The organism is Duganella sp. Leaf126 (assembly GCF_001423125.1).
In the GTDB taxonomy this organism is placed as follows: domain Bacteria; phylum Pseudomonadota; class Gammaproteobacteria; order Burkholderiales; family Burkholderiaceae_D; genus Rugamonas.
This window is the reverse complement of the sequence record NZ_LMNW01000023.1, coordinates 200776-221811: the sequence shown is the minus strand read 5'-3', so window position 1 is coordinate 221811 and position 21036 is coordinate 200776. Positions and strand designations below refer to the sequence as shown.

Sequence of the window (21036 nt, the reverse complement as noted above, 5' to 3'; positions counted from 1 at the left end):
TTAAGCACATAGCCCGGTAAAATGTCATTAGTGCCAACTTAAAAATTGATCAAGGAAGTCGCATGACCGTCGCCCAACATCACTTTGTCACCTGCATGTCGCCCGCTGGCCTGCACCAGATGTTTTACAAGGAGTGGGGCGATCGCCACAATCCACGCGTGCTCATCTGCGTGCACGGCGTCACCCGCGTCGGCGACGACTTCGACCACCTGGCGCGTGCCCTCAGCGGCGACTACCGCGTGATCTGTCCCGACGTGGTCGGCCGTGGCCGTTCCGGCTGGCTGAAGAATCCGCAGTTCTACGGCATTCCCCAGTATGTGAGCGACATGGTCACCCTGCTGGCGCGCGTCACCGACGGTGAACGGCAAACGGTGGACTGGTTCGGCACCTCGATGGGCGGCCTGATCGGCCTGGGACTGGCTTCGTTGCCGGGCAACCCGATCCGCAAGCTGGTGCTCAACGATATCGGCCCCGTGCTCGAGCCTGCCGCCTTGCAGCGGATCGGCGACTACATCGGCCAGGACCTGCGCTTCAACTCCTTCGACGAAGGTGCGCAGTTCATCCGCGACGTGTCGGCCTCGTTCGGCGCGCACACGGAGCAGGAATGGCACAAGCTTGCCACCGATGTGCTGCGCCAGGATGCGGACGGCAAGTGGGTGCGCCACTACGATATGGGGCTGGCGCTGCCGTTTCGCGCCGTCACGCCGGAATCGGCAAAGGCGGACCAGGCCCTGCTGTGGGCAGCCTACGACGCCGTCCGTTGCCCGACCCTGCTGGTGCGCGGCGCCCAGTCCGACCTGCTCACGCGCGACACGGCGCAGGCCATGACGCAGCGCGGACCGAGAGCGACGCTGGTGGAAATCCCGGACGTCGGCCACGCGCCGACGTTCATCCACGACGAGCAGATCGCGATTGCGCGGCAATTCTTGCTGGGCTAGCCGGCCACTACGCGCGTGCTAACCATTTACTAAGTAATACATACGATAATAATAATTTTAAGGAATGACTATGGAAATCAAACGACTGCACGTCGGCGCCCGCCTGTCCGAGGCGGCGATTCACAACAACACCGTCTATCTGGCCGGCCAGGTGCCCGACGATACCAGCCTCGACATCGCAGGCCAGACCCGCGAAGTGCTCGGCCATATCGACCGCCTGCTGGCCGAGTGCGGCAGCGACAAGACCTGCATCCTCAGCTGCCAGATCTACCTGGCCGACCTGGCCGACTTCGACGGCATGAATCAGGAGTATGACGCCTGGGTGCCGAACGGCCACACGCCGCCGCGCGCCACCGTGCAGGCGAAGCTGGCCAATCCCGATTGGCGCATCGAAATCGTCGTCGTTGCCGCCCAGCGCTAGGAGCATCATGGTTTCAACCACCGCGCTGGCGGGCGCCACGTCCGCTCCCACCGATTCCCTGCTGTCCGGCCTGTCACCTGACGACAGCATGCGCATGCAGTCCGCGCTCGATTTTGCCAGTACCGCCTACGCCGACCGCACCACCACCAGCGGCCAGTCCGCTTTGGAGTTTGCTACCGGCGTGGCCGCCACGCTGGCCTATATGCGCAGCGATGTCGAAACCCGCATTGCCGGCCTGGTCTTCGAACTGACCTTGCTCGAGCCGGAGCAGGCGGCCGTCATCGAGCCGCGCTTCGGGCAGGAAGTGGGTGACCTGGTTGCCGGCGTGCGGCAGCTGATCCGGCTGCGCGAACTGACCCAGAACCAGGTCCCGGCGCAACCGGCCGGCGCCGGTCCCGCGCGCGGCCGCAACGCTGCCCAGCAGGCGGTGGCGCAGGTGGAAACGCTGCGCAAGATGCTGCTGGCCATGGCGTCGGACATGCGCGTGGTGCTGGTGCGCCTGGCGTCCTGCGTGACGACCTTGCGCTACTTTGCCGACATCAAGCTGTTCAACGACATGACCTGCGCGTATGGCCGCGAGACGCTGGACCTGTATGCGCCGCTGGCCAACCGGCTCGGGATCTGGCAGCTGAAATGGGAACTGGAAGACCTGTCGTTCCGCTTCATCGAGCCCGACAATTACAAGCGCATTGCCAGGATGCTCGAAGAAAAGCGCATGATGCGCGAAGGCTTCGTCACCAACGCGATCGCGCGCCTGCAGGCGGAGATGGCGGCAGCCGGCATCGAGGCCGAAGTGTTCGGCCGGCCCAAGCACATCTACTCGATCTGGAGCAAGATGAAGGGCAAGGAGCTCGACTTTACCGACCTCTACGATGTGCGCGCATTCCGCGTGATCGTGGCCGACGTCAAGACCTGCTACACGGTGCTGGGCGTGGTCCACAATATCTGGACCCCGATCCCGAAGGAATTCGACGACTATATTTCGCGCCCCAAGCCCAACGGCTACCAGTCGCTGCACACGGTGGTCACGGCCGAAGACGGTCGCCCGCTCGAAGTGCAGATCCGCACCCAGGAAATGCACAGCTTTGCCGAGTATGGCGTCGCCGCGCACTGGCGCTACAAGGAAGGCGGCGCCAACTCGGTGGGCCAGAAGTACGAGGAAAAAATCGCCTGGCTGCGCCAGCTGCTGGCGTGGAAGACCGATGTGGCCGAATCGGTGGTGGGCGAGGAAGAACAGCAGCGCGAGTGGGTGGAAAAACTCAAGTCCGCGGCGCTCGACGACCGCATCTTTGTGCTCACGCCGCAGGCGCGCGTGATCGAGCTGCCGGTCGGCGCCACGCCGATCGACTTTGCCTATTACCTGCACAGCGACGTCGGCCACCGCTGCCGCGGCGCGCGCGTCGATGGCATCATGGTGCCGCTCAACACCCAGCTGAAAAACGGCCAGACCTGCGAGATCATCACTGCCAAGGGTGCGCCGGGCACGGCCGGCCCGTCGCGCGACTGGCTCAGCGACGAGTACACGGTGGCCACCCGCACGCGCTCGAAGATCCGTGCCTGGTTCCATGCCATCGACATGCAGGAAACGCTGTCACACGGCCGCTCGATGGTGGAAAAGACCTTGCAGCGCGAAGGCAAGACGGCGGTCAACCTGGAAGCGCTGGCCAACAAGCTCGGCTTTGCCAAGGTCGATGACCTGTTCCTGTCGGTGGGCAAGGACGAATTCAGCCTGCGCCATATCGAGCACGCGCTGCACGACAGCGGCGAACCGGCCGAGCCGGTCGATGAAGTTTTCCTCGGCAAGAGCCGCGCCTCGAGCACGGAGCAGGGCGCCAAGTCCGGCGTGCTGGTGGTCGGCACCGAAGGCTTGATGACGCAGCTGGCCAAGTGCTGCAAGCCGGCGCCGCCGGACGGCATCGTCGGTTTTGTCACGCGCGGCAAGGGCGTCTCGATCCACCGCGCCACCTGCAAGAACTTTGCCGAAATGCGCGCCAAGGCGCCCGAGCGCGTGATCGTCACCGAATGGGGCCGCGCCGTCACCGACACGGTCTACCCGGTCGACATCTTCGTGCTGGCCAACGACCGCCAGGGCCTGCTGCGCGATATCTCGGAAGTCTTCTCGCGCGAAAAGATCAACGTCATCGGCGTCAACACCCAAAGCACGAAAGGTTACGCGCGCATGACCTTCACCGCCGAAATCGGCGCCACCGCGCAACTGCAAAAGGCCCTGAGCGCCATCACCGAAGTGGCCGGCGTCCAGGAAGCGCGGCGCAGCTGAGCGTTGCCACGCCGGGAGCAATACCTAATGCCCTTAAGCTAAGGTCTTTATCCGTCGTACCCGCGAAGGCGGGTACCCAAGTTCTGCGCATGCGTCGACATGTGAGCCAATTGGGTCCCCGCCTGCGCGGGGACGACGTGTTTATGCTAACAAAATCAAGATTTTTCGCTTAATTTAATGAGACCTGGAAAACCATAGCGATCGGCCCGATATCGTCTTGCGTAGCGCAAGTGGACGGCGGTACGCTGAGCAACGAAGAGGCGATAGCGGGTCGTTCAGTAGGCTTTTCGAGGTCCCTTAACGGCATGAGGGTCAGTGCCGACAGGGCGCTCAATCATTCGGACATTTTCTAACTGTATCGCGCTCGTTCACCCTGGCGATGCCTGCGCGGGCGGAGGCGGCAGCTTGCGCAGCAAGACGGCCAGTTGCCGGCGATCTTGCACCAGCGTCAGCCGGTAGCCATCGTCGCGCAGCAGCCGCAGCAGGCCCGGGCCACTATCGGCATCGGCGTCGAGGAAATGGGCCGCGCCCAGCACCATGAACGGCAGGCGCTGGCCGGCCGTCATCTGCGGCAGTTGCGCCACCCATACCCGGTTGCGGGCGCCGAGCAGATACCGGTCGATGGCGCGCTGGTTCTGGTCGCTGGCGTCATTGGCGAATTTTCCGACTTTGCCGTGTATGTCGTTTGTGTCGTTCGTGTCGTTTTCGCTGTTTCGGTCAATTTTGCCGACTTTGCCGATCGGGTCGGCAAGGTCTGTCCGCTCGAGCGCCTGCGCGATGCGTTTCAGAATCTGCCGATAGTCGGCGTCCATCTGCGCGACCTCGTCCTGCAAATCCTGGCGCTCTACGGCCCCAGCGTCGACCGGCCGGTCCAGCTGATCGCGCGGCGGCGCGTGGCCGGCCTGGCGCAGGCGCTGCTGCATGGCAGCCCGCGCCAGCGCCGTACGTTGCGCTGGCGTCAGCGAACAATAAGCCTTGAAACTGCTGTCCGGCGTGTCCACCGACACCGCGCGGCGCGGCGCGTCCAGCATCAGGCGGGCGGCGTAATGGGTGGTCAGGTCCGACGGCAAGTCGGGCACCGGCTGCGGCTGCCACGGGGGTGCATACCAGCCTGCGGAATTGAAATACGCATCTTCCAGCACCATCTGCACGCGCATGAAGCGGCTGAAGCCGGTGACCGGCGCAGGCGGCGTTTGCACACCCCAGTACGTGGCGGGCAGCAGCTCGGGCAGGGTGGCGTTGAGCGCCGCATCGACCTGCGCTTCGTCCGGCTGTTGGTCGGCGCAGGGCCGGTAGCGCAGCTGCGTATCGGCCTGGACCGGCGATGAACGTTCGCTGAACAGCGCGCTCGAGGCAGCGAACGCCGGCATGATCACGGCCCTGAAATAATGGTCGTACTGGTCGCGCAATCCGGCATGGGTTTCCGGCAGCAGCAACAGCAGCCGTCCGTCACGTTCGGCAGCGATCAGGCGCGGCGGCAAGGGCTGGTCCGGTCGTGGCCGGGCCTGCGCGGCAACCGTGCAGCACAGCATGCTCAATGCGATAGCCTTCGACAGATGCCGCATACAGCCTCCCGGGGATCACAAGTCTTCCATGAATGTGGTTTCATCTTAGCGCTGAACACCGGCATGCATGTATCGAAATGTAATCGTTGCCGGGCGCCGCTGCCGGTCGTTGCAGTCTTATTGGCCGATCAGATCCCGCGCCCGCGCTGCAATCGACTGCGCCAGCAGGTGCACGTGGTAGCCATCGACAAAACCATGGTGCGCCTGCACAGAAAACGGCACCACCATCGTACCGTCGGCCCGGGCGTCGCCGAAACGGCCCCAGGCCAGCGAGGGGATGTCGTAGTCGGCATGGCGGTAGATCGGATGTTCGACCGAGGTCAACTTGAACCACGGCATGCAGGTGATGTGGACATTCTGCTTTTGCTCGAGCGGCGTCATCAACGGGCCCATGTTGGCCAGCTCGGTGCGCGTCTCGGCAATCTGCTTGGCGGCCAGGCTGCGTGCGATGAAGGTGTGCAGATCGTCGCTCATCTCGAACTTGGTGATGTTGAGATCGTTATTCTGGTTGATGACCGTGTACGACGCCGCAAAGTCGTCTAGCTTGAACACTTCGCCGTCGAGCACCCGGTACATGAAATTGTCGATGCCCTTGACGGCGTTGAGCACGCAGAACAGGAAGAAGTGGAACGGCGGCAGGCCGTTGGCCTTGCAGTAGGGGCGGAAATCCGGCACCGGCAACTCGAAGCTGAGGTTGACGAGCGGCTTTTCAAACGACGCAAACAGTTCATAGCGGTCGCGGCGCTTTTCGAAATTGTGCATGGTGTAATTCTGGTGGTGGAAAGAAGCGGTGCGCGATGCGTGGCGCCGGCGCGTTGACGCCTCGGCTCCACGGTAGGTCAGACGTTATTGCCGGACTTGGGTCCGAATGCCGTATCCGACCCCGAAGCGGCGATTTCGGCTTGCAGGGTCACGTGATCGATCGCGTGTTTGTCGAGCAGCATGGCCTTGATCGCCTGCAGTATCTCGGGCCAGCGCTGCAGTTCGACGATTTCGACGTGGCCGATCAGCGCCGGCTGGCCGGGCGACATGTCCCACACGTGCAGATCGTGGACCGAGCACACGCCATCGATGTGTTCGAGGTCGGCGCCCACGGCCAGGTAGTCGATCGGCTCCGGTACGCCGCCCATCAGGAAGTGGTACGACTCGCGCAGCACGCCGATGGTCGACCGCAGGATCAGCAGCGCGACAAAGATCGACAGCAGCGGATCGACCTGCATCCATCCCGTGTAATAGATCACCGCGCCGGAGACCAGCGCTGCCACCGAGCCGAGCAGGTCGCCCATCACGTTGACCAGCGCTGCGCGCGTGTTCATATTGCTGTCGCCGCGCGTCAGCATCCAGGCCAGCAGCAGGTTGATCACGAGGCCGATGCCGGCCACGATGAACACGGTCGAACCGTGGACCTGTTCCGGGTGGCTGAAGCGCTGCGCCGCTTCGACCATGATCCATGCGACCAGGACCAGCAGCACCAGGCTGTTGACGAAGGCAGCCAGCGCTTCGGCGCGGCCGAAGCCGAACGAGTGGCGCGCCGATGGCGGCCGCTTGGAGATCAGTTGCGCCAGCAGCGCCAGGCCGAGCGCAGCGGCGTCGGTCACCATGTGGCCGGCATCCGAGATCAGCGCCAGCGAATTGGCCATGAAGCCGGTGACCGCTTCCACCACCGCGAAACCGAGCGTCAGCAGCAGCGCCCAGGCCAGCACCTTCTGGCTGCGCTGCACGCTCACGTGCTTGTACTTGGCGTCGTCGCTGCGGTGCTCGTGTAAATGGGCGGACGGTGAGGCGGCGGGAAGTTCAGCGGACATGGGGGCGGGCAGTGATCGATGATGGATGCAGTTTACTGCAAGCGTGGCGCCAACGCGCGCCTGTTGCTGCCGTGGCTGCTGTTGCCGATGCCATCGTGCGTATCGTAAATCTTTCCCTTGAATGCCCCTTGTCATTCTGCTTTTCGCTCTCTATAATGCTGGTCTTCGGGCGGTTAGTTCAGCTGGTTAGAATACTTGGTCGACATCCAAGGGGTCGGGGATTCGAATTCCTCACCGCCCACCAGAATTCGCAGTATCGTGGTATCGAGTCGTAAAGTGCAGTAAAAAAGGGCGGTTAGTTCAGCTGGTTAGAATACTTGGTCGACATCCAAGGGGTCGGGGATTCGAATTCCTCACCGCCCACCAGAATTCAATAAAGGTTGTTCAAGGCGATTGCAGCGAGGCGCGCCACCGCAGTCGTTTTGAACAGCCTGTCAGTAAGAGCGAGAAAGGCATCCCGGTTATGACACCGCGAACTACTACCAAGCTTTGGGAGTGACGCTAGTCGAACGGGATTCTTTTGCTTGAAAAAAGAGAAAACGCGGCTAGTCCGCGTTTTTTTTCGTCCGCATTTTTGTTGTATTGTCCAGTATCCACCATTACCAGCGGCGCTGCGCGCCGAGAGGGAGATCTCCATGCTTTCAGTCCGCCTTCCAGATGGCTCCGCCCGCGAATTCGACGGCCCCGTCACCGTTGCCCAGGTCGCTTCCAGCATCGCCACCAGCCTCGGCAAGGCTGCCCTGGCCGGCAAGGTCGATGGCAAGGTCGTCGATACTTCCCACCTGATCGACAAGAATGTCGACCTGGCCATCATCACCGACAAGGATCCGGAAGGACTGGACGTGATCCGCCATTCGACCGCCCACTTGCTGGCCTACGCCGTCAAGGAGCTGTTCCCCGACGCGCAAGTGACCATCGGTCCCGTGATCGACAACGGTTTTTATTACGATTTTTCGTACAAGCGCCCGTTCACGCCCGACGACCTGGTGGCGATCGAAAAGAAAATGACGGAACTGGCCAAGAAGGACGAGCCGGTGACGCGCAAGGTCCTGCCGCGCGACGAGGCCGTGGCGTACTTCAAGTCGATCGGGGAAGCCTACAAGGCGGAAATCATCGCCTCGATCCCGCCCGACCAGGATGTGTCGCTGTACAGCGAAGGCGGCTTCACCGACTTGTGCCGCGGACCGCACGTGCCGTCCACCGGCAAGCTGAAGGTGTTCAAGCTGATGAAGCTGGCCGGCGCTTACTGGCGCGGCGACAGCAACAATGAAATGCTGCAGCGCGTGTACGGCACCGCCTGGGCCAGGAAGGAAGACCAGGAACAATACCTGTTCCAGCTGGAAGAGGCGGAAAAGCGCGACCACCGCAAGCTCGGCAAGCAGCTCGATTTCTTCCACTTCCAGGACGAGGCGCCGGGCCTGGTGTTCTGGCACCCGAAGGGCTGGACCATCTGGCAGCAGGTCGAGCAGTACATGCGCCACAAGTACCAGGTCAACGGCTACCAGGAAGTGAAGGCGCCGCAGATTCTCGACGCCAGCCTGTGGGGCAAGACCGGCCACTGGGACAACTACCGCGAAAACATGTTCGTCACCGAGTCGGAAAACCGCTCGTATGCATTGAAGCCGATGAATTGCCCCGGCCACGTGCAGATTTTCAACAGCAACATGCGCTCGTACCGCGACCTGCCGCTGCGCTACGGCGAGTTCGGCCAGTGCCACCGCAACGAACCGTCGGGCGCACTGCACGGCATCATGCGCGTGCGCGGTTTCACCCAGGACGATGGCCACATTTTCTGCACGCACGAGCAGATCGAGCCGGAAGTGGTGTCGTTCCATACCCAGGCCATGGAAGTGTATGCCGATTTCCACTTCCATAACATCGAGGTGAAACTGGCGCTGCGTCCCGATAACCGGATCGGCACCGACGCCGTGTGGGATGAGGCGGAAGAGGCGCTGCGTTCGGGCTTGCGTGCCTGCGGCGTGACCTGGACCGAGCTGCCGGGCGAGGGCGCGTTCTATGGCCCGAAGATCGAGTACCACCTGAAGGATTCGCTCGGCCGTCCATGGCAGGTCGGCACCATGCAGGTCGACTTCTTCATGCCGGAGCGCCTCGGCGCCGAATACGTGGCGGCCGACAACACGCGCCAGGTGCCGGTCATGCTGCACCGGGCGATCGTCGGTTCGATGGAGCGCTTTATCGGTATCCTGATCGAAAACTATGCGGGCGCGCTGCCGGCATGGCTGGCGCCGGTGCAGGTCTCGGTGCTCAACATCTCCGATGCGCAGGCCGATTACGTGCAGCAAGTGGCCGAAAAGCTGCGCCGCAGCGGGTTCCGCGTACAGGTGGATTTGCGCAACGAGAAAATAAACTATAAAATACGTGAACATTCCGTCCAAAAACTGCCGTACATCCTCGTGGTGGGCGACAAGGAGCGGGATGCCAACACCGTGGCCGTGCGGGCGCGGGGCAATGTCGATCTGGGCGTCATGTCCATCGATGCCCTGATCGAGCGACTCCAGCAAGACGTCGCCAACAAAGCCTGATCGCATGCGCTTTATCTTCAGATTTTAAAAAGGAATCACCATAGCTACTGACAAGTCGCATCGCATCAATGGCGAAATCACTGCCCCTGAAATGCGTTTAAGCGGGGTCGATAACGAGCCACTCGGTATCGTGACTTTGGCCGAAGCCTTCCGCCTGGCGGAAGAGGCAAACGTCGACCTGGTCGAGATCGCCCCTACGGCGGTCCCGCCGGTATGCCGTTTGATGGACTACGGCAAATTCAAGTACTCGGAGCAAAAGAAGGCTCACGAGGCGAAATTGAAGCAGAAAATCATCTCCGTGAAGGAAGTCAAGTTCCGTCCGGGTACCGATGATGGCGACTACAATATCAAGCTGCGCAACTTGATCAAGTTCCTCGAGGACGGCGACAAGACCAAGATCACGCTGCGTTTCCGCGGCCGTGAAATGGCGCACCAGGATATTGGTTTCCGTATGCTGGAACGCCTGAAAGCCGACCTCGAGCCGCATGGCCAGGTCGAGCAGTTCCCCAAAATGGAAGGCCGCCAGATGATCATGGTGCTGGCCCCTAAAAAGAAGAAGTAAAAGGGATTCTCGATAACCTGCTGCGCGACCCGCTATCGCCTCTCCGTTGCTCAGCGTACGTCCGTACGCCTGCGCTACGCAAGACGATATCGGGCCGCTCGCTACGGTTCTCGAGGCCCGTGCAGCCCCGGCTGCGTGAAGGAAGGGCGCCAGGTTGGCGCCTTTTTTATTTGCTGCACTTCGCCACAAAGTCGGCTATAATCGCCGGCTGTAGTCAATGTAGTGGACTCGCATCCGCTGCACAAACAAGTGAGAGCAGGCATCTAAGCGTGACAGTGGGTCACCACCTGTAATCCTGTTTAATAGGAGCTGTCCGAGAGGGCAGAATATCTATGCCAAAAATGAAAACCAAAAGCTCCGCGAAAAAACGTTTTCGCGTGCGCCCAGGTGGTACCGTTAAATCGGGCATGGCCTTCAAACGCCACATCCTGACCAAGAAGACGACCAAGAACAAGCGTCAACTGCGCGGCACCCGCAACATCGATGCAACGGACGTCCAGCGCGTCTATGCAATGATGCCATCGGCTTAATCTCACACTCAATTTAAGGAGTTACTATGCCTAGAGTAAAACGTGGGGTTACAGCTCGTGCCCGTCATAAAAAAGTACTGAACCTGGCCAAGGGTTACCGCGGTCGTCGCAGCAAGGTGTACCGTATTGCCAAGCAAGCAGTCATGCGCGCTGGCCAGTACGCCTACCGCGACCGTCGTAACAAGAAGCGCGTCTTCCGCCGCCTGTGGATCGCCCGTATCAACGCCGCTTCGCGTGAGCATGGCGTGACGTACAGCGTATTCATGAACGGTCTGAAGAAAGCTGCAATCGAACTGGACCGTAAAGTCCTGGCCGACATGGCAGTGATGGACAAGCCAGCATTCGCTGCGATTGTCAACGTCGTAAAAGCTAAAATCGCTGCGTAAGCACTGATTTGATGATCGTTGCCCGTTACCGGGCAGCGCGAAGAACGGGGCAAAGGTGTGAACCTGTGCCCCGTTTTTGATTGAGGAAAAGAAACGCATGTACTCCCTGGAACAACTCGTTGCCTCAGCAGTGCAGGACTTCACGGTGGCGCAGGACGATGCCGCCGCACTGGAAAACGCCAAAGCCAAATACCTGGGCAAGACCGGCCAGATCACCGAACTGATGAAAGGCCTGGGTAAGCTCGATCCGGAGGCACGCAAGGCGCAGGGCGCCCTGATCAACGCGGCCAAACAGCAGATCGAAGCGGCCCTGACGGCCCGGCGCGAGGCGCTGGCCGACGCCCAGATGCAAGCCCGTTTGAATGCCGAGGCGATCGACGTCTCGCTGCCAGGCCGCGGACGCGCCGGCGGCGGCCTGCACCCGGTGATGCGTACCTGGGAGCGGGTGGAAGCGATCTTCCGCTCGATCGGTTTCGAGGTGGCCGACGGCCCCGAGATCGAAAACGACTGGACCAATTTCACTGCGCTCAACAGCCCGGAAAACCATCCGGCCCGTTCGATGCAGGATACGTTCTATATCGACGGCAACGACAGCGAAGGCAAGCCGCTGCTGCTGCGCACGCATACGAGCCCGATGCAGGTGCGCTACGCGCGCAGCCACACGCCGCCGATCAAGGTAATCGCCCCCGGCCGCACCTACCGGGTGGACAGCGACGCCACCCACTCGCCGATGTTCCATCAGGTCGAAGGCCTGTGGATCGCCGAGAACATCAGCTTCGCCGACCTCAAGGGCGTGTACCTGAACTTCGTCAAGGCCTTCTTCGAGACCGACGACCTGCAGGTGCGCTTCCGTCCGTCGTACTTCCCGTTCACCGAGCCGTCGGCCGAGATCGACATCGCGTTCGGCTCCGGTCCGCTCAAGGGCCGCTGGCTCGAGATTTCCGGTTCCGGCCAGGTCCATCCTTCGGTGGTGCGCAATTTCGGCCTTGATCCGGAAAAATACATCGGCTTCGCCTTCGGCTCCGGCCTCGAGCGCCTGACCATGTTGCGTTACGGCGTAAATGACCTGCGGCTGTTCTACGAAGGCGATCTGCGCTTCCTGAAGCAGTTCAACTAACATCCCAGCGACGGTTGAGCGCGGCACTTGCCGGCGCTCCCGTGGAACTATTCTTAGAAAGCGAGATTATGCAATTCTCCGAAAACTGGCTGCGCACCATGGTCGATCCGAAGATGACTTCGGACGAGCTGGCCCACCTGCTGACGATGTCCGGCCTGGAAGTGGAAGAGGTCGAACCGGTGGCGCCGCCGTTCTCGAACGTGGTCGTCGGCCATGTGCGCGACATGGTCAAGCACCCGGACGCCGACCGCCTCAATGTCTGCCAGGTCGATGTCGGCACCGGCACGCTGCTCACCATCGTCTGCGGCGCGCCCAATGTGCGCCCCGGCCTCAAAGTCGTGTGCGCGATGGCGGGCGCGGTGCTGCCGCCTGGCGCCGACGGCAAGCCGTTCCACATCAAGGTCGGCAAGCTGCGCGGCGTCGAGTCGCAAGGCATGCTGTGCTCGGCCAAGGAACTGAAACTGTCGGAAGAGGGCAGTGGCCTGCTGGAACTGCCCGACGATGCGCCCGTGGGCCGGAACTTCCGCGACTACTACGCGCTCGACGACCTCAAGTTCACCATCAAGCTCACCCCGAACAAGGCGGACTGCCTGTCGGTGCTCGGCGTGGCGCGCGAAGTATCGGCGCTGACGGGTACAGCACTGACGGCGCCGACCTTCAGCGCAGTGCCGGTCACCAGCGACGAAGTGTTGCCGGTGAAGGTTTCGGCGCCGGACCTGTGCGGCCGTTTCGCCGGCCGCGTGATCCGTCACCTGAACGCCCGTGCCGCCACGCCGGACTGGATCAAGCAGCGCCTCGAGCGCAGCGGCCAGCGCTCGGTGTCGGCGCTGGTCGATATTTCCAACTACGTGATGCTGGAGCTGGGCCGTCCCAGCCATGTGTTCGACCTGGACAAGATCCACGGCAGCCTCGACGTGCGCTGGGGCAAGCCGGGCGAGACCCTGAAGCTGCTCAACGGTAACACCGTCGCCCTCAACGAGTGGGTCGGGGTGATCGCCGACGCCCAGCAGATCGAATCGCTGGCCGGCATCATGGGCGGCGATTCCACCGCCGTCTCGCTCGACACCACATCGATTTACCTGGAAGCGGCATTCTGGTGGCCGAGCGCCATCCAGGGCCGTGCCCGCAAGTACAACTTTTCCACCGATGCGGCGCACCGCTTCGAGCGCGGCGTCGATTACGCCACCGTGGTCGAGCACCTCGAGCGCATCACGGCGCTGCTGGTGGAGATCTGCGGTACGCCGGCAACGGCCGTCGGCCCGGTCGACGACCAAGTGGTCAACCTGCCGCAGCGCGCCCCGGTGCAGCTGCGCACGGCACGCGCGCAAAAAGTGATCGGCGTGCCGCTCGACGACCAGGTCATTGCCGACATCTTCACCCGCCTGGCGCTGCCGTTCACGCTGGCCGACGGCGTGTTCTCGGTGACGGCGCCCAGCTACCGCTTTGACATCGAGATCGAGGAAGACTTGATCGAGGAAGTGGCGCGCGTGTACGGCTTCGAGAACATCCCGGCCGTGGCGCCGGTGGCTGCCAACACCATGGTGATCGCGCCGGAAGATACGCGCTCGCTGTTCGCGGTGCGCCACCAGCTGGCCGCCCTCGGTTTCCAGGAAGTGGTCAACATGAGCTTTGTGGAAGCGGCCTGGGAGCAGGACTTCGGCGGCAACGACCAGCCGATCAAGCTGCAGAATCCGATCGCCAGCCAGATGAGCGTGATGCGCTCGACCCTGGTCGGCAGCCTGGTGGCCAATGTGCGCTACAACCTGAACCGCAAAACCAATCGCGTGCGCGTGTTCGAAGTGGGCGCCGTGTACCAGCGCGACGACAGCGTGGCCGACGGTCCGCTGACGGTGGCCGGCTATCGCCAGCCCAAGCGCGTGGCGGCGATGGCCTACGGCGGCGTGGCGGACGAGCAGTGGGGCCAGGACAGCCGCGCGGTCGATTTCTTCGACCTCAAGGCCGACCTCGAGCACCTGTTCGCGCCGCACGTGCTGCGGTTCGAAAAAGCCGCACACCCGGCGCTGCATCCGGGCCGCTCTGCCCAGGTGCTGCTGAACGGCGAGGTCATCGGCTTCATCGGCGAACTGCACCCGCGCTGGCTGCAGAAGTACGAACTGCCGAATGCGCCGGTCGTGTTCGAGGTGGACGCCGATGCGCTGCAGCGGCGCCCGGTACCCGTGTATGCCGAGATTTCCAAGTTCCCGGGCGCCACGCGCGACCTGGCGGTGGTGGTCAAGCAGCACGTGGCGGCGCAGGAAGTGCTCGATGCTTTCCATGCCGCGGTGAAAGCAAGTCCGCAAGGGAACTTGGTGCAAGCCATTGTTTTATTTGATGAATATCGCGGCAAGGGACTGGAGGCGGACGAGAAATCGCTTGCTTTCCGCTTTAGCTTACAAGATACTCAAAACACCTTGCAGGACGATGTCGTCGAAGCCATCATGGCTGCCGCAGGCAGTGCCGCACAGCAGAAGAACGGCGCGCGGCTGCGGGCGTGATAGCATAGCGGGCCTGCATCAGGCAGCACCCATTTCTTTTTATCATCCGGGCGTCCGGCCACTTGGCCGGGCGCATGCGTTTTTGAAGGCAGGGCAGGAAAATTAATAATCACGACGTTGATTCCGCCGTACTCCAGTCAGCATTGGCTGCCGATTTGCACCGGGCCATGCAGGTGGCCAAGGTACGCCAGGATGCAGAAAAAGATCTGCCCACGCTCACCAAGGCAGAACTGGCCGAACTCCTGTTCGAGCAGGTGGGCCTGAACAAGCGCGAGGCCAAGGACATGGTGGAAACCTTCTTTGACGAAATCCGTAACGCGCTCGAGCGCGGCGAGGCCGTCAAGCTGTCCGGCTTCGGCAACTTCCAGCTGCGCGACAAGCCGCAGCGCCCGGGCCGCAATCCCAAGACCGGTGAAGAAATTCCGATCACGGCGCGCCGCGTCGTGACCTTCCATGCCAGCCAAAAACTCAAGGGCATGGTCGAAGAGAGCAATCCGATGGCGCGCGCCGCCTGACCGGAGCCGAGTGTAGATGAACGATCGTCCCGCCAAGTCCGAGCTGGTGGCTCTGCCACCGATCCCCGCCAAGCGCTACTTCACCATTGGCGAAGTGGGCGAGCTGTGTGGCGTGAAACCGCACGTGCTGCGTTATTGGGAGCAGGAATTCACCCAGCTCAAACCTGTCAAGCGGCGCGGTAACCGCCGCTATTACCAGCACCACGAAGTGCTGCTGATACGCCGTATCCGCGAACTGTTGTACGAACAAGGTTTCACCATCAGCGGCGCACGCAACAAACTCGACCGCCGGGCCTCCGGCGAGATGGCGGAGGAGCTTGATGCACAGGCAGCGGGCGGCGACAGCGCTGCGGTCGAGGCGCCGGCGCCGGCGCCGCTGGACCGTGAATTGATACGCGGCGAGTTGCTCGGTATTCTGGCGCTGCTCAGGCAAGGCTAGTCGCCTCTGCCTGGTGCGCACCGCTGGCGAACGATGCGTCAACAGTGCGATTGCTGATATACTTTCAATATTATTCAATAAGTCAGCGACTGCTGAAATACGGTGGCGTGAAGTCTGGCCCGGTCCCCGAGGGCGCTGAGCCGGACACGACGAGAGGAAACAATGATACGCGTTGCCATTTGTGACGACCATCAAATAGTAAGAGCAGGCTTCAAACAGATTTTTTCGTCTTCGGACGATTTCGACGTGGTGGCAGAAGCTGGCACCGGGCGTGAAGCGCTCGATATCGCGCGGCGCGAAATCTGCGATGTGCTGTTGCTCGATATCGCCATGCCCGATCAGAGCGGCATCGATACCCTGCGCACCATCCGTCAGGGCCAGCCCGACCTGCCGGTGCTGATCCTGTCCGGTTACCCGGCGCAGCAATACGCGCTGAATCTGTTCAAAATGGGCGCCAATGGCTACCTGAACAAGGAATGCGAGGCGGATGAGCTGATGACCGCCGTGCGTACCGTGTACCAGGGCCGGCGTTATGTCAGCTCCACCGTCGGCGAACTGCTGGCACAGAGCTTCGACCGCGATCCCAACACGGCGCTGCATACCGAGCTGTCGGACCGCGAGTTCCAGGTCTTTCTGCGGCTGGCGCGCGGTGCCACCGTGTCGGACATCGGCGTGGCGCTGTCGCTCAGCATCAAGACCGTCAGCACCTATCGCACCCGCATCATGGAAAAAATGGGCATGCAGTCGAACAGCGACCTGACCTATTACGCCATGAAAAATAATCTGCTCGATTAATCCCGCCTGAGGTGATGCCACGAAGAGAAATCTTCGTGGTGTTCACGAAAGACAATCTTTTCTTTCTGCACTGTTGCGGTGCGCATTTATCTTACTTCCCGTCTATAATTGACCGGCTTGGGCGTGTCGTCGCCTTACTGATAGAAGGAAGAGGATGTATTTCACCGTCGATTCAGCGCCGCATCGCCGCTTGCCGCTGTACAAGACCGTCCTGTGTGTCACCTGCGCACTGTTGTTGATCGTCAACGGCTTCAGCCTGTTCCACAACCTGCAGGCGCTGCGCGGCGCCCAGCTGCTGATCGGCCAGACCGCCCGCGTCGCCGACCGCCTCCAATACCTGAATGTGCTGGTGCTCGATGCGGAGAGCAGCATGCGCGGCTATTTCCTGTCCGGCCACGATGCCTATCTTGGCCCCACGCGTACCGCGCTGGCCGAAAGCGAGGCCGAATTTCGCGAGCTGGAAAAGCTGCTGGCCGATAATCCCAACCAGCTGAAAAACCTGGCCCAGCTGAAAAACCTGGTGCGCCGGCGCCTGACCATCATGTCGCAGTCGCTCGACGTGTACCGCGAAGGCGGGCTGAACGAGATCGTCAAGATCGCGCGCGTCAGCGACGGCCGCGCCAGCATGGATGAAATCCGCCTGCAGGTGGTGATCATGGAGCAGGAACAGAACGAAACGCTGAAGGCGCGCAGCGCCATGTTTTACGAGGAATACCAGAAGGCCGTGTTGCTGGGCATGGGCATCAACGCGGTTGCCATCGTGGTGCTGATCATGTTCTACCAGCTGGTGGGCCGCAGCTTTGCCAACCGTGCCGAGGCAGAGCACGCACTGAAACTGGCCAACGAAAGCCTGGAGTCGCAGGTCGAGCAGCGCACCGAACAGCTGTCGGTGCTGTCGCGCCACCTGATCAGCATCAGCGAGGAAGAAAAGGTGCGGTTGTCGCGCGAGCTGCACGACGAGATCGGCGGGCATCTGACGTCGATCAACATGGACATCGCGGCAGTGGCCATGCAGCTGCAAAAATCCGATCCCGAACTGGCTGCCCAGCTCAAGCGGGCGCGCGGCTCGCTGGTGGAAGTGGTGGAAATGAAGCGGCGCATCGTCGAGAACTTGCGCCCCAGTTTGCTCGACAACCTCGGGCTGTGCGCAGCAATCGAGAGCTATTGCCAGGAATTTAGCCGGATGGCGTCGGTACGCTGCGACTGCGACGTGGACGACGAGATCGAGCTGCTCACGCGCGAATCGGGCGACCTGTCGATCGCGCTGTTCCGCATCGTGCAAGAGTCACTCAACAACATCCGCAAGTACGCCAAGGCCAGCCGCGTGTCGGTCATGCTGCACCGTAATCCCGATGGCCTGATGCTGCGCATTATCGACGATGGCGTCGGTATTTCTGCCGCCAACATCGCCAAGCCCATGTCGCACGGCTTGCTGGGCATGCGCGAACGCGCCTTGCTGCTTGGTGGCACCCTGAACATCCGCCGTGGCCGCAACGATTGCGGTACCTGCATCGAGGTGGCGATTCCCGTGCGTAATAATGTGGCGCCACAAGAAGAAAGACGGGCTGCGCCCGTCTTCGAGATGGTGGATCGCCGGGCGGCGCCGGCCGCCTGAACCTTATTGCAGCAGTAACGCCGTCAACAAGATGGCTGCGGCGTGTACCGTTGTGCCGGCGCGCCAGGCTGGCGGTCAGCAGCGGCCGACATCGACCAGCAGGCGGTCGTATTCGGTCTTGGCAACCTTGTAGCACTCGCCGGCATAGGCTTCCAGCGCCGCGCGGTCGAGCACGGTGACATTGCCGCGACGGTAGGTGATCAATCCTTCATCCTGCAACTTGCCGGCTGCAGCGGTGATGCTTTCGCGGCGCACGCCGAGCATGGTCGAAATCATCTCCTGTGTGACCTTCAGCGAATTGCCTGGCGAACGGTCCAGGCGGTCGAGCAGCCAGCGGCACAGCTTCTGCTCGATCGAACTGTGGCGTCCGCCCACGGCGTTTTGCGCCATCTGCGCGAACAGGGCCGTGTTGTAGCGCATCAGCAGGGCGGGCAGGGCGCCGCCCTGGCTGAATGCCTGGCGCAGGTGCTGGGTTTTCATGCGGTAACCGTAGCCGGCAGACTGGGTCACGGCGCTGCACATGGCGCGCTCGCCTTCGAACAGCGACACGCCGATCACGCCCTCGTGACCGACCACCGCGATCTCGGTGGTGGCGCCGTCTTCCATCACGTACAGCAGCGAGACGATGGCGGTGGTCGGGAAATACACGTAGTCCATGGCGCCGCCGAACGTGAACAGGTCCTTACCGAATGGCATGGTCACCAGTTCCAGGTGTTCGAACAGCGACTCGAGCACGTCGCGCGGCAGGGCAGCGAGCAATTCGTTTTGCTGGGCGCCGCTGTAGCTGATCACCGGCCGCGCCGCAGCCTTGGCAGGATCGGTGCCCGCCGGAAGGCGGCGCGGTACCGGTGCAATGGTGGCGTTGTTGTGGACGTTGATCATATTTTTCCTCGCTTTGTGTGAAACAATTTCTGACTGCTTACTGATGTATTCGGTGTTGCAAACCCTGCTTTTGCAGCGTTGTGTGAGCTACCTCACGTACAGCTGACACTTTATGGCCAATGTTAATTCCCGAACATAAGACCAGGCGGCGCCCCGTTGTAGGCGAGGACTACGAAGGTTTGTAGTCCTGGTCCTACGAGGACTTTTTGGTTTCAGCGCATAATGCACATATCCAACAAATACGGCGCACCCGATGCAGATACTGGTAGCGGAAGACGACAGCGTGATCGCCGACGGCTTGTGCCGGGTACTGACCGCACAGGGGATGACGGTGCAGGTGGTCGATAACGGCGCGACCGCCGACCTGCTGCTGCAGCGCGCTGACACGCCCGAGGTGGTGGTGCTCGACATCGGCCTGCCGGGCCTCGACGGCTTCGAGGTCGTGCGGCGCCTGCGGGCACGGGGCGGGCGGGTGCCGGTGCTGCTGCTCACCGCGCGCGATGCGGTGGCGGACCGCGTGCGCGGCCTGGAGACGGGCGCCGACGATTACCTGGTCAAACCGTTTGCCAGCGCAGAACTGGTGGCGCGGGTACGGGCACTGGCGCGGCGCCATGGCGCACCGCCGGCGCTGCTGGCAATGGGCGATCTCACGCTCGACTGCGCCACCCGGCGCGCGCGCGTGCGCGACCGCGTGATCGAGCTCTCGGTGCGCGAGTGGACCGTGCTCGAATACCTGTTGCAACATGGGGCGCGGGTCGTGTCCAAGCAGCAGATCATCGACGCGATCCTGCCATGGGGCGACGACCTGACCTTGAATGCCGTGGAGGTGTACGTGTCGCGCCTGCGGCTGAAGATCGCCGACGCCGGCGTGGCCATCCGCACGATTCGCGGTTTCGGCTACATGCTGGAACCGGTCGCGCACGACGCGCCATGACCAGCATCCGGCTGCGGCTGCTCAAGTGGCTGATCGCGCCTGTCCTGCTGATCAATGTGGTCGGTGGCGTGCTCGCCTACAAGATGGCGGTGTTGTCTGCCCAAACTGCTACCACTGCCCCTGCCACCACTGGGACTACCGCCGCAGCTGGCGCGCCGGCCGGCGCCGATCGTAAGCATGCGCAGCTGCAAACGGCGCTGCTGCGCGCGCTGTTGATGATGGAAGGCGTATTTGCCATTGCCAGCATCGGCCTGGTCTGGTTCTCGGTCAGCAACGGCCTGCGACCGCTGAGCCGCCTGCGCGCCGACCTGGGCGCGCGCGAAGCCGATGACCTGGCGCCGCTCGACCCCGCGCGCGTGCCGTACGAGCTTGTGCCGGTGGTGTCCGCCATGAACGGGCTGCTGGAAAAAGTGGGCGAGGGCGCCCGAGCGCGCCAGGACTTCCTGGCCAACGTGGCGCACCAGCTGCGCACGCCGCTGGCCGGCCTGAAAACCCAGCTTGAATGGCTCGATGCCCGCCACGCCGAACCTGAAACGGCCCAATCGCTGCGCCTGATGCAGGCCGCCACCGAGCGCATGATCCGCCAGACCAACCAGTTGCTGTCGCTGGCACGCGCCGAGCCGCACCACTTCGAAAAGGCCCGGCTCGAGCCCCTGGCGCTGGACGCGCTGGTCGGCGAGGCGATCCAGCCCTTCGTCGAACAGGCCGCCCGCAAAGGCATCGACCTCGGCTTCGAACTGCAGCCGGCCTTGGTGAGCGGCGACCGCTTCCTGCTGCGCGACCTGATCGATAACCTGATCGACAACGCGCTGCGCTACACGCCGGCCGGCGGCACGGTGACCGTGCGTTGCGGCCCGGCCGGCGAGGGCGCGCTGCTGGAAGTCGAAGACAACGGTCCCGGCATCCCGGCAGCGCGACGCGCGGATATTTTCAGCCGCTACGTTCGGCTCGACGATAAATCCCACGGCAGCGGCCTGGGCCTGGCAATCGTGCGCGACATCGCCACCGTGCACGGGGCGGGGCTGACGGTGGGGCATGGGGCGCAAGGGCGGGGGGCGCTGTTTGCGGTGCGCTTCGCAGGAGGCACCTGATTTGGCGCCGGTCGAGCTGACGGCCTGGCAATCAGGTCACACAGACGAAGGCTTCGATATCGGTACCGTTTTCCAGGAGCGAAACATCATACCGGTCATCGGGTGCCCATCGGGCCGCGCAATAC

Annotated in this window: 19 protein-coding genes and 2 tRNA genes; 17 read left to right on the top strand and 4 right to left on the bottom strand. The window is 62.5% G+C overall.

The features are described from left to right. Positions 1–62: 62 nt before the first annotated feature. The 3 genes from ASF61_RS12175 to ASF61_RS12165 all read left to right on the top strand — a co-directional run bounded on the left by ASF61_RS12175 (position 63) and on the right by ASF61_RS12165 (position 3637). Positions 63–938 carry an alpha/beta fold hydrolase gene (locus ASF61_RS12175; RefSeq protein ID WP_056156062.1) on the top strand — a complete coding sequence of 292 codons (876 nt, stop codon included), beginning with the start codon at positions 63–65 and terminating at the stop codon, positions 936–938. Positions 939–1008: 70 nt separating this feature from the next. Then, positions 1009–1359, top strand: coding sequence for a RidA family protein (locus ASF61_RS12170; protein WP_056156059.1), 351 nt, complete (start codon positions 1009–1011; stop codon positions 1357–1359). Between the two features lie 7 nt (positions 1360–1366). Further along, a complete protein-coding gene (locus ASF61_RS12165) occupies positions 1367–3637 on the top strand; it encodes a bifunctional (p)ppGpp synthetase/guanosine-3',5'-bis(diphosphate) 3'-pyrophosphohydrolase (RefSeq protein WP_056156056.1) in 2271 nt (756 codons plus the stop codon). A gap of 368 nt (positions 3638–4005) precedes the next feature. Here ASF61_RS12165 and ASF61_RS12160 read toward each other — a convergent pair whose 3' ends face one another. The 3 genes from ASF61_RS12160 to ASF61_RS12150 all read right to left on the bottom strand — a co-directional run bounded on the left by ASF61_RS12160 (position 4006) and on the right by ASF61_RS12150 (position 7007). Continuing rightward, positions 4006–5202 (bottom strand): TraB/GumN family protein, encoded by a 1197-nt coding sequence (locus tag ASF61_RS12160; protein WP_082491560.1) that lies wholly within the window; start codon positions 5200–5202, stop codon positions 4006–4008. A gap of 117 nt (positions 5203–5319) precedes the next feature. Next, entirely contained in the window at positions 5320–5964 is a 645-nt protein-coding gene (locus ASF61_RS12155; RefSeq protein ID WP_056156050.1) for a CatA-like O-acetyltransferase, read from the bottom strand. A 77-nt stretch (positions 5965–6041) separates the two neighbouring features. Beyond that, entirely contained in the window at positions 6042–7007 is a 966-nt protein-coding gene (locus tag ASF61_RS12150) for a cation diffusion facilitator family transporter (protein ID WP_056156047.1), read from the bottom strand. Positions 7008–7174: 167 nt separating this feature from the next. Here ASF61_RS12150 and ASF61_RS12145 point away from each other — a divergent pair. The 12 genes from ASF61_RS12145 to ASF61_RS12090 all read left to right on the top strand — a co-directional run bounded on the left by ASF61_RS12145 (position 7175) and on the right by ASF61_RS12090 (position 18004). Next, a tRNA-Val gene (locus ASF61_RS12145) sits at positions 7175–7251 on the top strand. 45 nt (positions 7252–7296) lie between these two features. Next, a tRNA-Val gene (locus ASF61_RS12140) sits at positions 7297–7373 on the top strand. A 269-nt stretch (positions 7374–7642) separates the two neighbouring features. Continuing rightward, a complete protein-coding gene (gene thrS / locus ASF61_RS12135; RefSeq protein WP_056156044.1) occupies positions 7643–9550 on the top strand; it encodes a threonine--tRNA ligase in 1908 nt (635 codons plus the stop codon). A 40-nt stretch (positions 9551–9590) separates the two neighbouring features. Beyond that, the gene (gene infC, locus ASF61_RS12130) at positions 9591–10112 is read left to right on the top strand and encodes a translation initiation factor IF-3 (RefSeq protein WP_082491558.1); all 522 of its coding nucleotides are present in this window, start codon (positions 9591–9593) and stop codon (positions 10110–10112) included. A gap of 332 nt (positions 10113–10444) precedes the next feature. Next, entirely contained in the window at positions 10445–10642 is a 198-nt protein-coding gene (gene rpmI / locus ASF61_RS12125) for a 50S ribosomal protein L35 (protein WP_056156036.1), read from the top strand. A gap of 26 nt (positions 10643–10668) precedes the next feature. Then, positions 10669–11028 (top strand): 50S ribosomal protein L20, encoded by a 360-nt coding sequence (rplT, locus tag ASF61_RS12120; RefSeq protein ID WP_056156032.1) that lies wholly within the window; start codon positions 10669–10671, stop codon positions 11026–11028. A gap of 97 nt (positions 11029–11125) precedes the next feature. Continuing rightward, complete coding sequence (pheS, locus tag ASF61_RS12115; protein WP_056156028.1) at positions 11126–12145, top strand: phenylalanine--tRNA ligase subunit alpha; 1020 nt, start codon at positions 11126–11128, stop codon at positions 12143–12145. Between the two features lie 68 nt (positions 12146–12213). After that, positions 12214–14640 (top strand): phenylalanine--tRNA ligase subunit beta, encoded by a 2427-nt coding sequence (pheT, locus tag ASF61_RS12110; RefSeq protein WP_056156023.1) that lies wholly within the window; start codon positions 12214–12216, stop codon positions 14638–14640. A gap of 167 nt (positions 14641–14807) precedes the next feature. Next, positions 14808–15155 carry an integration host factor subunit alpha gene (locus ASF61_RS12105; RefSeq protein WP_019919772.1) on the top strand — a complete coding sequence of 116 codons (348 nt, stop codon included), beginning with the start codon at positions 14808–14810 and terminating at the stop codon, positions 15153–15155. A 16-nt stretch (positions 15156–15171) separates the two neighbouring features. Continuing rightward, positions 15172–15594: a MerR family transcriptional regulator gene (locus tag ASF61_RS12100; protein ID WP_056156019.1), complete on the top strand. Its 423-nt coding sequence runs from the start codon at positions 15172–15174 to the stop codon at positions 15592–15594. 162 nt (positions 15595–15756) lie between these two features. After that, entirely contained in the window at positions 15757–16389 is a 633-nt protein-coding gene (locus tag ASF61_RS12095) for a response regulator transcription factor (protein WP_026636903.1), read from the top strand. A 154-nt stretch (positions 16390–16543) separates the two neighbouring features. Continuing rightward, positions 16544–18004, top strand: a complete 1461-nt coding sequence (locus ASF61_RS12090) for a CHASE3 domain-containing protein (protein WP_056156015.1) — start codon at positions 16544–16546, stop codon at positions 18002–18004. 75 nt (positions 18005–18079) lie between these two features. Here the strand turns inward: ASF61_RS12090 and ASF61_RS12085 are convergent, their stop codons facing one another. After that, the gene (locus ASF61_RS12085; RefSeq protein WP_082491556.1) at positions 18080–18886 is read right to left on the bottom strand and encodes a Crp/Fnr family transcriptional regulator; all 807 of its coding nucleotides are present in this window, start codon (positions 18884–18886) and stop codon (positions 18080–18082) included. Between the two features lie 253 nt (positions 18887–19139). On the opposite strand from ASF61_RS12085, the gene ASF61_RS12080 reads away from it, so the two are divergent. Both ASF61_RS12080 and ASF61_RS12075 read left to right on the top strand, forming a co-directional pair. Next, positions 19140–19820 (top strand): response regulator transcription factor, encoded by a 681-nt coding sequence (locus tag ASF61_RS12080; protein ID WP_056156011.1) that lies wholly within the window; start codon positions 19140–19142, stop codon positions 19818–19820. Continuing rightward, the gene (locus ASF61_RS12075) at positions 19817–20911 is read left to right on the top strand and encodes a HAMP domain-containing sensor histidine kinase (RefSeq protein ID WP_056156007.1); all 1095 of its coding nucleotides are present in this window, start codon (positions 19817–19819) and stop codon (positions 20909–20911) included. Before ASF61_RS12080 ends, ASF61_RS12075 begins: the two co-directional genes overlap by 4 nt. Positions 20912–21036: the final 125 nt, after the last annotated feature.